Origin of the sequence: Fibrobacter sp. UWB13 (assembly GCF_900177805.1) — a bacterium.
Classification (GTDB): Bacteria; Fibrobacterota; Fibrobacteria; order Fibrobacterales; family Fibrobacteraceae; genus Fibrobacter.
This window is the reverse complement of sequence record NZ_FXAX01000004.1, coordinates 135,274-149,078: the sequence shown is the minus strand read 5'-3', so window position 1 is coordinate 149,078 and position 13,805 is coordinate 135,274. Positions and strand designations below refer to the sequence as shown.

Below are 13,805 nucleotides of genomic sequence, written 5' to 3'. Positions count from 1 at the left end.
GCTAAAGATGAATATGAAAATGAAAAGACTTTTAATCGCCCTTCTTTCTGCCTCGGTTGCCGCATCGGCTTCCGCTGTTGCGGATAATCAAAAGGCTTTGCAGGCCAAGGCTGATAGTGCAAACGCCAAGCGTGGCGTTGAAATTGGCGGTAGCATCCGTGCTGTAGCACAGCGCTCCAGTTTCTCTACGGATAACGATCCGACCGGTATCAACAACATGACGGATGTGGAACGCAACGAATTCGTCAGTGCTGACTTGAACTTCGGTTTCCGTCCGTACGAATTTGTCCGCGCCAACGTGACGATGCGCCTTGGCGGCGGTATGCAGGAATACTTTGCTGCTGCATCTAAGACTCTCGAAGCCAAGTGGCTCAATGTCGAAGGCAATATCGGCAAGAACTTCTACTGGGTTGTCGGTGACTTCCGTCAGGAAATCACTCCGCTTACGATCTACAATCCGGGTATCGACATCATGTACGAACCGACGATTTTCGCCCGTAAACGCCACATGGCCCAGAAGGAACAGCTCCTCGAAGGCAACAAGCGCAACCTCCAGGGTGTGAATCTCCAGTTCCGTCAGGAAATCGACCCGATGATTGGTGAACTCCGTGCCGAAGCATTCTTCGCCCGCGTGAACCGCGTGTCGGTGCTTGACTTTACCGGTGCCGAAGGCAACATCCTTCCGGGTGATGAAGTCGATGGTACGTCGCTTGCCTCTGCAACGGACAAGTGGCTTGTCGGTGGCAACATCGAACTATTGCCGATGCAGAAGAATATCTTTGTCGGCGTGACTCCGATGCTCATTTTCGATAACGAGAGCACCAACTCTTATACTTACCGCCATGTGAACAGGGACCCGGTGGGCTTCGTTCCTGGAGATAAGGCTAACCCTTACGAAATGCAGCAGATCAATCCGTACGATGATGCTTTGCAGAATACGTTCGTGCTGAGCGCTCGCGTCGGTGCCGATGTGGCTGCCCTCATGCAGAACAAGAACCTGACTCTTGACCTTGTTGCTGAATACGCCATGTCCATGAACAAGACGAAGACGTTGAGCAAGGTTGTCCAGGGCCCGGCCGCTATCGATCCTACAACTGGTGAAGAACTGACGGATCCTGAAACTGGTGAAACAGTTTATACCCAGCTTACCCTTCCTACGACCGAAGAATCTGCTAACGGTTCTGCAATTCTTGCTAACTTGAACGTGGGTTACAAGGTGGACAATAGCTGGAGTGCAGGTCTTGCCCTCGACTTCATCCGCAACGATGAAAAGTGGTTCAACAACCTCGCCCAGTCTCCGAGCTTCTTTGCTCAGCGCATCTTGAACTCCGATAAGGATGGCGAAACGGTCAAGTACGGCGTGAACTCTCCGCTTTACTCCACCTTTGACGCTCTCTACAACTACTCTCCGAAGTTCTCTCCGATGACCCGCTCTCTCGGTACGAACGACGATAAGATTAGGGACGGTCAGTCCAAGAGCTACAACATCGCTCCGTATAACAAGAACTCCTGGGGTTCTAACGTCTATACCGCTGAACAGCTCGCTCTCCTCAATTTGATGATGGATCCGGCTCTTCAGCTTGCCTTGCCGAACGGTCTTGCCACTGCAAACCGCATGGGTGTCCGCGCTCTTATCAAGGGCGACTGGCAGGGAATGGTTGAAGCTCAGGCTCTCGTGAGCATCTTCAATCAGGTCAAGCCTGAAATTGAAGGCTTGGACAAGGTTTCCTACATGGAATTCGGCGGTGGCGCCAAGGTTGATATCGCCAAGATTGCTGGTCTCAGCAAGGCTTTGGAAGTATCCGGTTCTTACAAGCATTCCGAAAGCAAGAACAACATGATGTACGGCGGTGTGGTCGGCACTCTTAAGAGCGACTTCATCAACGCTGGCCTCTGCGCCCAGTTCTTGCCGCGTCTCGGCTTTACGGCTGGTTTCCAGATGATCAATTCCGATTACGGTGTCGGCAATGTCGAAACGAAAGTCGGTGCTGACATTCCTCTCATGAAGAGCAAGCAGATGCAGTGGATGGTTGGCTTTGACTACACGGTCGCCGACAATGCATGGCTCGCTATCAACTACGGCATGATCAATGTGACGAATGACTATAACACCGCTACCGTTACCGGTACGCCGCGTAATCTGCCTGATTACTTCAGCAATACCAAGAAGGGCAAGGCTGATGGTGTAACGGGAACCTACCAGCATAAGTTTAGTCAGTCTATCTTTGAAGCTTCCATTAATGTGGAATTTTAATGGGAGGTAACTAGAATGAATTTCAATATGAACATGCGCAAATTTTTACTGACCTCCGCAGTAGCTTTCTCGGCCGCATCTGCTTTTGCTGCTGAAAACCAGGCTGAGGTTGTGACGCAACAGAAGTCCTTGTTGGAAAAGCTGGATTCTCTCAATGCAGCAGTTCTTGGACTTAAGATTAACGGTACGGCAAAGGCTGGCGCTCTCGCTTCCTTCGCTTCTTCCGATCAGTTTGCAAAAGGCGTTCCGGAATCTCCGACTCAGGAAAACCAGGCTTTCACGGATGTGAACCTGCGCTTGACCGCTCGTCCGAGTTCTGAAACCATGATTGACGTCCAGTTGCGCTTGCACAAGGATTGGCAGAGCGCTTACGACGAAAACAACAACCCGATTATCGGTCATTGGTTCAGCTACGACGGTACGATCCTCAATAAGCATGTGGACTTCAACTTGGGTTACATGCGTGTCGGTTATACCCCGCTCACCATTTACACTCCGCAGACCGAAATCCTCCAGGAACCGGAAATCTTTGCGGAAAAGCGTCGCGAAGCTCTTGCAAAGCGTAACCTCGATACCACGAGCCGCCGCCTGTTGCAGGGTCTCAATGTCGCTTACCAGAGTGGTAATGTGGGTCCGGTCGATAATATCACCGCTCAGCTCACGGGTGCCCGTCTTCGCAACACGGGTAAGAAGACCGACCAGGTGTTCTTTGACTTCGACTTCTCTGACCGTTACCTCCTCGGTGCACGTGCCGGTGCCGATGCTTATGGAGCCCATCTTGGCGTGAACTTCGTCAACTTGATGGACCGCAAGCAGACTCGCCGCTCGAAGTCGATCGACAATGCCGATACGATCTATTACGACAACAACATGGTCATTTCTGCTGACCTCGCTTTCGATTCCAAGAAGGTGCTCCCGGAACTTCCGGTTACCTTTGGCTTGAACGGCGAATTTGCCATGTCCAAGTGGAAGGTCGATCGTGACTACATGACGACGGAAAAGACGTCGAAATATACCATCATGTCCAAGAATGTGGACGGCAAGGATATTGTCTACGTCAAGAACTCAGTTTCTGATGCGAATGTCTATACGAACCAGGATTACCGCGATCAGGATGGTAACAGCTTCTATGCCAACCTCTTTGTGAAGGGTGACATTAGTGGTATTGAGTTCAATGCTCAGGCCGGTTACCTCAAGACGGATTCCAGCTTCTGGTCTGAACTGGCATCTTCTCCGATCTATCATGGACGTTCGGTGATCCTCAATTCGAACTCCTTCTACGGTACTCCGGTTACTGAAGCCATCATGTCGACTTTCGGAGCTTCTAGCCTCGAAAATCTCTACTTCAATGTCTATAATTCCACGACATTGAATGCAAGCAACTTGATGACCTCGAACAGCACGAATACCTTGTCTAACGATGAAGAAAGCAAGTACATGTATTCTCGCTTGGACAACAACTACAAGAATGGCCACTTCTACCGCAACGGTTACACGGGTAATATTGCGAAGAAGCTCGAAGCCGAACAGGACCTTTTGATGGATATCGATCCGTCTGTCGGTCTTGCATTGCCGTTCGGCATGGCTACTCCTGACCGTAAGGGTATTGTCGCCCAGGTCGATGTGAACTGGGAAGACAAGGTGTTCTTCAATGGCCGTGTCAACCTGTTGACTCAAACTTATGCCAACTATGGCAAATGGGCAGGTCTTGGTATCCCGGTAATTGAAGAGAACAAGTTTACGGAATTTGCTGCGGGTCTTGGTGTCGATGTTGGTGCACTCGCCGCTCTCGATCGCCAGATTCTCGTTCAGGGCTCTTTCTCGCAGGCTTCCGAAAACGCTTACCTCAAGCGTAAGGCTACTCGCATCGTTGCCGGTATTACCGCCGATGTTTGGGGTCCGTTCGGCTTGCTCGCCGGTTTCCAGCAGTATAAGAAGGTCTTTGACAGAGGTGGCGTCCCGTTTGTCGGCGGCACCGAAGAAGCTCCCTTCCTCTTTAACGTGAAGGAAACTAACGAACGCTTGATCATGGCTGGTGTCCGTGTGAAACTTGCTCCGATTTCTTACTTGTCCTTGCAGTATGGCATGCTTACCAACGAACTTCAGTATTCTTATAATACTGGTGCTGTTGCGGGCGAAGACAAGCTTTCCATCACCAAGAACATACTTTCCGCCGATGTGACGGTGAATTTCTAAGAGGTGCTGAAAATGAAAAAACTTCACCAGTACACGATGATTCTCTTGGCAGGTGTTTTGGGCGCCTGCTCCTCGATGAGTGTTGATGATCCCTATGTCGATAGCTTCCCTGCAGACTTCAATTCGGAAGTGTACATGAAATTGCATCCGGAATTGCGCATGATGCAGATCAGGGAAACGGTGGCGGACTATAACGAACAGTTCAGGGTAAATGCGGGACTTAAGCTCCCTGATTTTAATAAACTGAAGGCTGCAGAAGATGCTGTTTTCGTGACAAACCTTGAGACTCTGAAAGCCATTTATCTGGACCCGTACATGGGCGGTGGAACGGAAGCAGGATGGGAAACCTTCTCTGCTGACGCAACCAAGCTCCAGTCTTTGGCTGACGGCTACAATTATGTAGGCGTTGACAATGACCTTGCCTTGTTGACCGCTATTCCTGTGGATTACATGGGTATTAGCCAGCACTTCAACATGTATGGCAGAATCCATGGTTGGGCATATCGTTATTGCCTTCCGACGGAACTTGGTACTCCTCGCTCTGAACTGCCGATTGCCGGTCAGCAGCTTGAAGGTGTCCAGTATGCCGAAGATTTTGTTCCGGATTACAACTTGTATTGCCGTGACGCCAATGGCGTTGATCGTCTGATTCAATAAGGATGAGAGGTTATCAAATGAACTTTAAAGTTATTACATTGGCTCTTGCTATGGGCGCTGCTATGGCCCAGGCTGCTGCTGACAAAGTGATTGGCTTCTATCCGTATTGGAGTCAGTATTCCCAGTTCTACGCCAAGGACATCCGCTACAATCTCGTGACTGATATTCACTACATGTCTATCACTCCGAGTGCAGAAGGTACGGTTGCCTTTGCCGACGAATACGATGCCGACAACTTCAAGAACCTCGCTACCATGTCCAAGGAAAACGGTGTGAAGCTCATCGTTTCCGTGGGCGGCATGGAAGCGGAATCGAGCCTCAAGGCTATCGCCTCCTCCGACGAAACGCTTTCTTCCTTCGTCTCTAACGTGAAGGACTGGATTGCAACGAACGGTGGTGACGGTGTTGAACTCGACTGGCAGAACCTCACGACGGATGATTCCGAAGATTACGCCAAGATGGTGAACGCCTTGGTCGACGGTCTTTCGGGCTCGACGGTGACTGCCGTGATTTACCCGGCATCCGGCATGGATGCCTACAAGGCCGAAGCCTTGAACCGCCTCGCTTACGTGGACGTGTTCATGACGGACCTCATGACCGAAAGTGAAAGCAGCCTCGTTCCGAACCAGAGCGCAAACTCTGTGCAGGAAACGCTTGACGCTGTTGCAGCTGCTGGTGTGAACAAGGACCTCCTTGCTCCGGTGGTGTTCATGTATGGTAAGTCCTTTGCAGGTGCAAAGGGCCTCGGCACGAGCCATCAGGGGGTGGGCAGCGGTAACGAAGGTTACCTCCCGTATGCTGAACTCATGAACCGCTTCGACACTCCGGATTACACGGTGACATTCGATGAAGCTTCCAAGTCCGAAGTGGCTGTGAGCGAAACCGAATCTATCGTGTTCATGGGTATCCCGTCTGTGAAGGCTGTTGCCCAGCATGTAAAGAGCGAAGGCATGGCAGGCGTTGCCGTGTACGACCTCTCTCAGGACCACTACGAACCGATCGTTTCGCTCCTCGTGACGGTTGGCCTCGAACTCCGTCCGGGCGTGAACTACAAGCCGGGTAAGAAGAAGTAATTCTCGGAATTAGCGAGAATCGCAAGATTCGCAAACGCTTTTAAAAATCCTCGACGCATCCGCGCCGAGGATTTTTTGTACTACGGCGAGTCCGCCCGCTACACTCGATACACTTAGCGTTGCCTATAGTAAACATTAAAATGGGTGGTGGAGGTACGCTTTTACAAAAGAAAAGGTATTTTTTAAGCAAAAATGAGGTTTTCTATGCGTAAACATCTAGTAGCTGCGTTAGCGTTTGCTGTGCCGACAATGGCTATCCCCCTGGTGAACCAGCTTGGCTTTGCCCCCGAATCCGAAAAGACGGTCGTCATTCCCGGTAACGATGCGAACCCGCTCGAAGTCCGTGACATGGCGGGCAACACGGTGCTTACGCTCGAAGCTCCGATGGTTTACGATTGGGACTATAGTGGCGAAGAAGTCCAGACCTATGATATTTCTTCGATCAAGAAACCGGGTACGTACCGCCTGTACAGAGACGGCTATATCGGTAATCCGGTCGTGATAGGCGAGAATGTTTACGAAGATTTGACAAAGGCCGCCCTCAAGTGGTTCTACTACCAGCGTGCAGGTATGGCTCTCGATACGCGCTATGCAGGCAAGTGGGCTCGTGCGGCAGGCCACATCGACGATAGCGTGACTGTTTACGGTACAGATTTGCCGACGGCGACGGTCGTTGCTCAGTCCAAGGGCAAGCCCGCTCCCAAGAAGGCCGACCCGAAGATTATCAAGTCGCAGCGTGGTTGGTACGATGCCGGTGACTATGGCAAGTACATCGTGAACTCGGGCATTACTGTGTTTACGCTCTTGGAACTTTATGAACACTTCCCGGCTTTCATGGATACGCTCCAGTGGAACATCCCGCGTGAATTTCCGAAGATGCCTTCACTCCTCGAAGAAATCCGCTGGAATCTGGACTGGATGCTTTCGATGCAGGACAAGGATGGTGCCGTTTATCACAAGCTCACGTCGCTCAAGTTTGGCTCTAGCACGATGCCTGAAATTGATGGCGCCAAGCGTTATGCGATTGAAAAGAGCTTGACTGCAACGCTTGACTTTGCTGCAGTGATGGCTCAGGCATCTCGCGTGTATGCTCCGTTCGACAAGGCTTTTGCAGACCGCATGCTCAAGGCTTCTGGTGCCGCCTATTACTGGGCTAAGCACAATCCGAAGGCTTTGTACAAGCAGCCTTCCGATGTGCAGACAGGTGACTATACGTATGGCGGCGAAGACGGCAAGGATGAATTTGCCTTTGCGGCAACAGAACTTTTCCGCGCCACAAAGAAGAAGAATTACCTCAACGACTTAAGCGCTTACAAGATCAGAAGCGATGGACCGTGGTGGGGCGATGTGAACATGCTCGCTGTTTACCATGTGGCTTTAGATTCTGCTGATTTTGGCGCAAAGCTCGGTGGTGCTGCTCGCAAGGCTTTGCTTGCCGCTGCAAACGAACTCCGTGCGGTTGGCGATACGAGCGCTTACAGACTCCCGGCTCTTCCGTCGAGCTGGAACTGGGGCAGTAACAGTGCCATGGCAAACAACGGAATCGTGTTGCTGCATGCTTATTACATCACGGGCGACAAGAGCTACTTGGATGGCGCCCAGCAGTGCCTCGATTACCTCTTGGGCAAGAACCCGATTGAAATGACGTACGTGACTGGCTTTGGCTACAGAAGCCCGCGCAACCCGCACCATCGCGTGAGCGAATCTGACTTTGTCGATGATCCGGTCCCGGGCATGCTCGTGGGCGGTCCGCACTTGGGCAAGCAGGACATCAACCTCGATGGCAAGGAACTTTGGAAGTGCCCGAACTACGCTGTTGCAGACAAGCCGGCACTTGCTTACATCGATAACCGCTGCAGCTATGCGACAAACGAAGTGGCCATCAACTGGAACGCTCCGCTTGCATATCTCGCTGGCGCCTTGCAGGCCATTTACGTAGGCCACGCCAATGCGGTTGTGAAGTAAGTTTGCGCTAGGTTGTGTGTTTAGGGTTAGGCGGGCCTTGTGCCCGCCTTTTTACTTGTCATGCCGGATTTATTCCGGCATCGGTATACACAATTTCAATTATGTTCTCGTTCGTCGAGCGTCACTTCCACAATGCCGCGGACGGAATTGAAACAGTAGATTTTCTCGGCGGTCTTGAGGTCACTCGGGTACAGATTTTTTTCTTTGGCTTTGCCTTCGTTTAAAAGTTTTTGTCTTGTGATGCCGTTTAAAAGCCCGCACTCGATAGGTGGCGTGTAAATAATGCCGTCTTTTAGAATGCCGATGTTCGTGAATGTGCCTTCGGTGATTTCGCCTTTCTCGTTCACGCAGATTTCGTCAAAGACGTCTTTCGGGAATGGCAAGCGGATGCTCGTTTTGTGGTACAGGAACGGATTGGATGAATTTACTTTGTGTACGATTTTGACTTTTGGATCTTGCTTGGGTGCGGGAATTGGTCTTGTCGTGAGTTCAAAATGACCGTCTTTAAAAAGCTCAATTCTGTTCACGACAGAACTATCGAACTTGATTTTTTCAAGGTCGCTGTTCCAAGTGAAGCCGAGCGCGTTTGCGGAATTTCTCAAACGTTCAAGATGCATCTCGAAATCGGTGATGCCTGTTTCAATCAGCGAAAAATCGGTATTTAAAAAACTTGCTTTGGTCATTGTTTCATTCCATTCGTCATCTGCGGTAGATGCCCACGTGATGGCGCCGCCGGCATCGTATCTGTATTCCGATTCGCCTTGCTTTTTCTGCAAGATTCGGATGGGTACGGAGAAAATCATTTCGTCGCCGTGGATGTAGCCGATGGCTCCGCAGTACACTTCTCGCGGGAACGGTTCTGCGTTTGAGATGACTTCCATTGTAGAAATTTTGGGCGCACCCGTGATGGAACCGCATGGATAAATCGCGTTGATGATGTCGTAAAGCGTTGTGCCGTCTTTCAGTTCCGATGAAATCTCGGAAGTCATCTGGAAAACGGTTTTGTGTTTTTCGACTTCGAATAGCTTGTCGGCGCGGACGGTTCCCGGCTTTGAAATTCTCCCGAGATCGTTTCGCAGCAGGTCTACAATCATGACGTTTTCGGTGCGGTTCTTTAAGTCGTTGTGCAAGAATTCTTGCAACGCATTGTCTTCTTCGGAAGTCTTTCCTCGTTTGAGCGTTCCCTTCATGGGTTTTGTCAAAATCTTGTTGCCGCGCTTCACAAAAAACAGTTCCGGCGAAAACGATAAGATGGTCTCGTACTTGTTTTGCAAAAAGGCGTTGTAAGGGGTCATTTGGTTTTGCAATAGGAACTGGTACAAGTCTAATTCACTAGCGTTTGTTCTGAGCGTTGAAGGGTATGTGTAATTGACTTCGTATGTAATCCCGTTCTTGATTTGCTCTTTGATGTAGTCAATCTTTTGCGTGTATTCTTCTTTGGATAGGCGCGGTTTTACGATGGTGCCGATTTTGTAGTTGGGGATTTTTTCTTCGAACGGCTGGAACGAGTCAAAAGCTTCAAAGTAGATAAGGGGTGCGTCGCCTGCTATATTCTTCAGGTCGTAGCGCATGTAGCCGAGAAGGTAATAGTCTTGGCGTTGCAGGACTTCGAGCCTGTCCAATGTTGATTTGATTTCGTTGGGGGAGAATGCCTCAATGGTTTCGATGGGTGTGTTGAATACTTTATTTGCGTATATTTGCATGATTTTGTTAATCTATCGTTACAAAAATGGTTACTTTGTAGTAATTTTGTAACTTTTTGCAAATGAGTGATCTGTTTCACATTTTCAGTATATATTACTGACATGCAAAACTGGTATTTTCTTATTGTTGTCTCTATAATTTTTGTGTCGGCCCTCTTTGCTTCTGCAGCATCGACGCCGATGTAACAAAAAGAGGTCCCTCGCGGGACCTTTTTTGCTTTTGATTCGCGAGTTTATTTAACTAAATTCACAAATTCCTTGCAGACGGCTTCTGGATCGGGCTTGCCGAAAATGGCGCTTCCGACGACGAAGATGTTTGCGCCCGCTTCCTTGCAGGCGAGGATGTTGTCGAGCTTTACGCCGCCATCGATCTGGATGTTGAGTTCCGGCTTGAGGGCGCGGAGTTCGCGAATCTTGTCGAGACAGTAAGGAATGAGGCTCTGACCGCCGAATCCCGGGTTCACAGACATGATGAGTACCATGTCCACGATGTCGAGCACGTACTTGATGCTTTCGAGCGGAGTTGCCGGGTTGATGGCGACTGCGGGCTTGACGCCGAGTTCTGCAATCTGGTGTAGCAAACGGTCGAGGTGATTTGTGGTTTCGGCGTGCACGCTGATGATGCTTGCGCCAGCTTTAGCAAATTCGCCCACGTAGTTTTCCGGATTTTCGATCATCAAATGGCAATCGAGCGGGAGCTTGGTGCCCTTCTTGACGCAGGCAGAAATGCCCGGGCCAAAGCTGATGTTTGGGACAAAGTGCCCATCCATGATGTCCAAATGAACGAGGCCTGCGCCTCCGTTTTCAATGGCCTTGAGACCATTGCCGAGTTCGAGGAAGTTTGCGTTCAAGACGCTTGGAGCGATGATTTGTTTAAGCATATTTCAAATATAGCAAAATAAAAATTTTTTTACTAAATTTAGGACACTAAGAAATAAGAGGAGATTATTATGTCCAAGAATTCTAAGACTGTGGTTGCAAAACCCGTAAAGAAAGTTGCGACGAAGGCTGCGGCAAAACCCGCTGCAGAAAAGTCCGCCGCAAAAACCGTGAAGGCTCCTGCCAAGAAGGCCGCTCCGAAGGCTGAAACGCCGGCTAAGGCTACTAAGGCTGCAAAAGTTGAAGCCCCGAAAGCTGAAGTGAAGGTCGCCAAGGCCCCGGCAAAGAAAGCTGCAACAAAGGCTCCGAAGGCTGCGGCCCCGAAGAAGGTCGCTGTCGAATTCGTTGCCGATTGCCCGCTTGCAACAACCGTCTCTGTTGCTGGTACGTTCAACAACTGGACTGTCGATGCCGACATGCTCAAGAAGGACAAGAAGACGGGTCTTTGGGTTGCAAAGATTTCCCTCGTTCCGGGCGACTACGAATACAAGTTTGTCTGTGACGGTGTAAACTGGGATGCAGGCGACAATAAGATCAAGCACGTATAATTGCTCTGATTGAAAAACTATTGAAAATGCGCCGGGCATAACGCTCGGCGTTTTTCATATCCTACCAAATTACTATCTTTGCCCCCGTATGAAATATTCCATCCCTGATTCAGTGCTTTTGAAAGCGGCCAGTGAATACGGCACCCCGCTTTGGATTTATGACCGTGCGACGATTGAACGTGCTGTAAAGGACGTGCAGGTTTTTGACACTGTGCGCTTTGCTCAGAAGGCATGCCCGAACCTTTCCGTGGTTTCGCTCATCCGCAAGCTTGGCTGCGTTGTCGACGCCGTCTCCGCTGGTGAAATTGTGCGCGCCCTCAAGGCCGGCTTCAAGGGTGGACAGCAGAAGGGCAAGGTTCCTGAAATTGTCTACACTGCCGATATCTTTGACCGCGATGCACTCGAACTCGTGAAGAAGTACGATATCGCCGTGAACGTGGGCTCTCCGGATATGATCCAGCAGCTCGCTGATTTCGGCGTGAAGTCTGAACTCACCATCCGCGTGAATCCGGGCTTTGGCCATGGTCACTCCCGCAAGACGAATACCGGTGGCGACCTTTCCAAGCACGGCATTTGGCACGAACAGATTAAGGACTGCATCAAGCTCGCCCAGAGCAACGGCATGTGGATTACCGGTTTGCACATGCACATCGGTTCCGGCACGGATTTTGAACACTTGGCCCAGGTTTGCGATGCTATGGTCGACGCTAGCCGTCACCTCGGTTCTCACCTCCGCACGATTAGCGCTGGTGGTGGCCTCCCGATTCCGTATCACGAAGAAGAAAAGGGCAACCGCATTGACGTGAAGGCTTACTATGATTTGTGGGATAACGCCCGCAAGCGTATCCAGCAGAGCATTGGTCACGATGTCCATCTCGAAGTGGAACCGGGCCGTTACCTTGTTGCAGAAAGCGGCTACCTCGTTGCAGAAATTCGCGCCGTGAAGAAACAGGGAAATAATTTGTTCTACTTGCTCGACGCTGGCTTTACCGATCTCGTTCGCCCGAGTTTTTACGGTAGCTACCACGCTATTTCTGTGGTTGCCCGTGACGGTCGTGAACTGAACGAAACTGTTGACGCTGTTGTCGCTGGCCCGCTTTGCGAATCCGGTGACGTGTTCACGCAGGAAGAAGGCGGCTTTGTTGTGACGCGCAAGCTCCCGAAGGCTCAGGTTGGTGATTTGCTGATTCTCCATGATGCCGGTGCTTACGGTGCCGCCATGAGCAGCAACTACAATAGCCGTCGCTACGCTGCTGAAACGATGTACACGAAGGGTGAAATCAAGCTCATTCGTGAACGCCAGACTTTTGAACAATTGCTGCAAAACGATCGCATTATCGAATTATAAGCGTTGGATGTCATGCCGGACACAGTTCCGACATCGCCACATTTCCTTTGCATTCGTCACCCCGGCGTTTGTACCCTGTCATCCCCGCCTACCTGTCCTCGCTTGACGGGGACGAGCGGGGATCTCCTTTTTTATAGCCAAGGCCATACTCAAATTGTTATCTTTGGTCTCGGAAATAAGACTATGGGTAACTTACGCGCTATTCTCATGCCGGTCGCCATTCTCGCTGGCATCCTCATTCCTCAGGCGCACTTTCTGTCGCCGCTCTTGCCGTTCACTATCGGCATCATGATGTTCCTTACGTTCGTGACGAAAATTCCGCCGCAGACGCATGGTTACACGTTCAAGATAGAAGCTCGCGCGTTTATCGCAAGTCTCGTGATTATCGCCGCCCTCTGGGGCGTTGTGGAGCTTTTCCACTTGCCGCGCGAAGTGCTTTTGGGCGGTGCCATCATTGCGCTTTGCCCGCCTGCGAATGCGGCCCCTGCGATGGCGAAAATGCTTGGCGGCAGCGCATCCCTTGCGCTCAAGATTTTCCTCAGCGGTAACCTGATTGCGTGCTTTAGCATTCCGATTATCTTTGGCTATTTGACGGGCGCCGAAGCGGACCTTTCCGAAATCGCGATGAAGATTTTCAATACGATCCAGCCGATTATCAGCATCCCGCTGGCGTTTGCGTTTGGACTCCGTAACTTTTACCCGGAACTTGCCGACCGTGCCGCGAAATACCAAAAGTATACGATGTTCGTGTGGACGTTCTCGGTGTTCATTATTTTGTCCAAGGCTAGCTTCGACATTCGCGAAATGGGCTTTGCCGATTTGTGGAATAGCGGAAAGCTCCCGCTCATGGCTGCGGTTTCGCTTGTGCTTTGCCTTTTGCAGTTTTGGCTTGGCTGGGTTTGCGAACGCGGTCGCCGTCCGATTGAAGGCTCGCAGAGCATGGGGCAAAAGAATACGACGCTTGTTATCTGGGTTTCTAGCCTTTACGCTGGCCCGGTGGTGGCTCTCGCTCCGACTTGCTACGTTGTATGGCAGAACCTTGTGCTCAGTTACATGACCGCAAAAATCAAGCCGAAGAAAGATAATTAGAACACCGCTTGCGCGGATATGACAAAATAAAGTTTGTCAATTATCACATACAAGAAAATTTTTAAACTTTTCTTTACTTTTTGCTTACGACCG

10 protein-coding genes are annotated in these 13,805 nt (G+C 50.6%); 8 read left to right on the top strand and 2 right to left on the bottom strand.

Features of this window, described 5'->3' with window-relative positions; genetic code table 11:
* Positions 1-7 precede the first annotated feature (7 nt).
* The 5 genes from B9Y77_RS14170 (at position 8) to B9Y77_RS14150 (ending at position 8,145) form a co-directional block, all read left to right on the top strand.
* On the top strand, positions 8-2,254 hold the full coding sequence (locus B9Y77_RS14170) for a hypothetical protein (RefSeq protein WP_085492117.1): 2,247 nt from the start codon (positions 8-10) through the stop codon (positions 2,252-2,254).
* Positions 2,255-2,269: 15 nt separating this feature from the next.
* The gene (locus B9Y77_RS14165; protein ID WP_073425296.1) at positions 2,270-4,450 is read left to right on the top strand and encodes a hypothetical protein; all 2,181 of its coding nucleotides are present in this window, start codon (positions 2,270-2,272) and stop codon (positions 4,448-4,450) included.
* A 12-nt stretch (positions 4,451-4,462) separates the two neighbouring features.
* Complete coding sequence (locus tag B9Y77_RS14160) at positions 4,463-5,107, top strand: hypothetical protein (protein WP_073425298.1); 645 nt, start codon at positions 4,463-4,465, stop codon at positions 5,105-5,107.
* 17 nt (positions 5,108-5,124) lie between these two features.
* Positions 5,125-6,180 (top strand): glycoside hydrolase family 18 protein, encoded by a 1,056-nt coding sequence (locus tag B9Y77_RS14155; protein WP_085492145.1) that lies wholly within the window; start codon positions 5,125-5,127, stop codon positions 6,178-6,180.
* A gap of 204 nt (positions 6,181-6,384) precedes the next feature.
* Positions 6,385-8,145: a glycoside hydrolase family 9 protein gene (locus B9Y77_RS14150; RefSeq protein WP_085492116.1), complete on the top strand. Its 1,761-nt coding sequence runs from the start codon at positions 6,385-6,387 to the stop codon at positions 8,143-8,145.
* Between the two features lie 95 nt (positions 8,146-8,240).
* Here B9Y77_RS14150 and B9Y77_RS14145 read toward each other — a convergent pair whose 3' ends face one another.
* Complete coding sequence (locus tag B9Y77_RS14145; protein WP_085492115.1) at positions 8,241-9,848, bottom strand: chorismate-binding protein; 1,608 nt, start codon at positions 9,846-9,848, stop codon at positions 8,241-8,243.
* A gap of 233 nt (positions 9,849-10,081) precedes the next feature.
* On the bottom strand, positions 10,082-10,729 hold the full coding sequence (rpe, locus tag B9Y77_RS14140) for a ribulose-phosphate 3-epimerase (RefSeq protein WP_085492114.1): 648 nt from the start codon (positions 10,727-10,729) through the stop codon (positions 10,082-10,084).
* A gap of 69 nt (positions 10,730-10,798) precedes the next feature.
* On the opposite strand from rpe, the gene B9Y77_RS14135 reads away from it, so the two are divergent.
* The 3 genes from B9Y77_RS14135 to B9Y77_RS14125 all read left to right on the top strand — a co-directional run bounded on the left by B9Y77_RS14135 (position 10,799) and on the right by B9Y77_RS14125 (position 13,712).
* Positions 10,799-11,275: a glycogen-binding domain-containing protein gene (locus tag B9Y77_RS14135; RefSeq protein ID WP_085492113.1), complete on the top strand. Its 477-nt coding sequence runs from the start codon at positions 10,799-10,801 to the stop codon at positions 11,273-11,275.
* Positions 11,276-11,363: 88 nt separating this feature from the next.
* The gene (lysA, locus tag B9Y77_RS14130; protein ID WP_085492112.1) at positions 11,364-12,623 is read left to right on the top strand and encodes a diaminopimelate decarboxylase; all 1,260 of its coding nucleotides are present in this window, start codon (positions 11,364-11,366) and stop codon (positions 12,621-12,623) included.
* A gap of 183 nt (positions 12,624-12,806) precedes the next feature.
* Positions 12,807-13,712, top strand: a complete 906-nt coding sequence (locus B9Y77_RS14125) for a bile acid:sodium symporter (protein ID WP_015732049.1) — start codon at positions 12,807-12,809, stop codon at positions 13,710-13,712.
* Positions 13,713-13,805 lie beyond the last annotated feature (93 nt).

What these genes read in the sequence shown, in the direction of transcription:
- B9Y77_RS14125 (WP_015732049.1), top strand. Translation starts at nt 12,807, where the DNA reads ATGGGTAACTTACGCGCTATTCTCATGCCGGTCGCCATTCTCGCTGGC.
- rpe (WP_085492114.1), bottom strand. Translation starts at nt 10,729, where the DNA reads ATGCTTAAACAAATCATCGCTCCAAGCGTCTTGAACGCAAACTTCCTC.
- B9Y77_RS14170 (WP_085492117.1), top strand. Translation starts at nt 8, where the DNA reads ATGAATATGAAAATGAAAAGACTTTTAATCGCCCTTCTTTCTGCCTCG.
- B9Y77_RS14165 (WP_073425296.1), top strand. Translation starts at nt 2,270, where the DNA reads ATGAATTTCAATATGAACATGCGCAAATTTTTACTGACCTCCGCAGTA.
- lysA (WP_085492112.1), top strand. Translation starts at nt 11,364, where the DNA reads ATGAAATATTCCATCCCTGATTCAGTGCTTTTGAAAGCGGCCAGTGAA.
- B9Y77_RS14145 (WP_085492115.1), bottom strand. Translation starts at nt 9,848, where the DNA reads ATGCAAATATACGCAAATAAAGTATTCAACACACCCATCGAAACCATT.
- B9Y77_RS14160 (WP_073425298.1), top strand. Translation starts at nt 4,463, where the DNA reads ATGAAAAAACTTCACCAGTACACGATGATTCTCTTGGCAGGTGTTTTG.
- B9Y77_RS14150 (WP_085492116.1), top strand. Translation starts at nt 6,385, where the DNA reads ATGCGTAAACATCTAGTAGCTGCGTTAGCGTTTGCTGTGCCGACAATG.
- B9Y77_RS14155 (WP_085492145.1), top strand. Translation starts at nt 5,125, where the DNA reads ATGAACTTTAAAGTTATTACATTGGCTCTTGCTATGGGCGCTGCTATG.
- B9Y77_RS14135 (WP_085492113.1), top strand. Translation starts at nt 10,799, where the DNA reads ATGTCCAAGAATTCTAAGACTGTGGTTGCAAAACCCGTAAAGAAAGTT.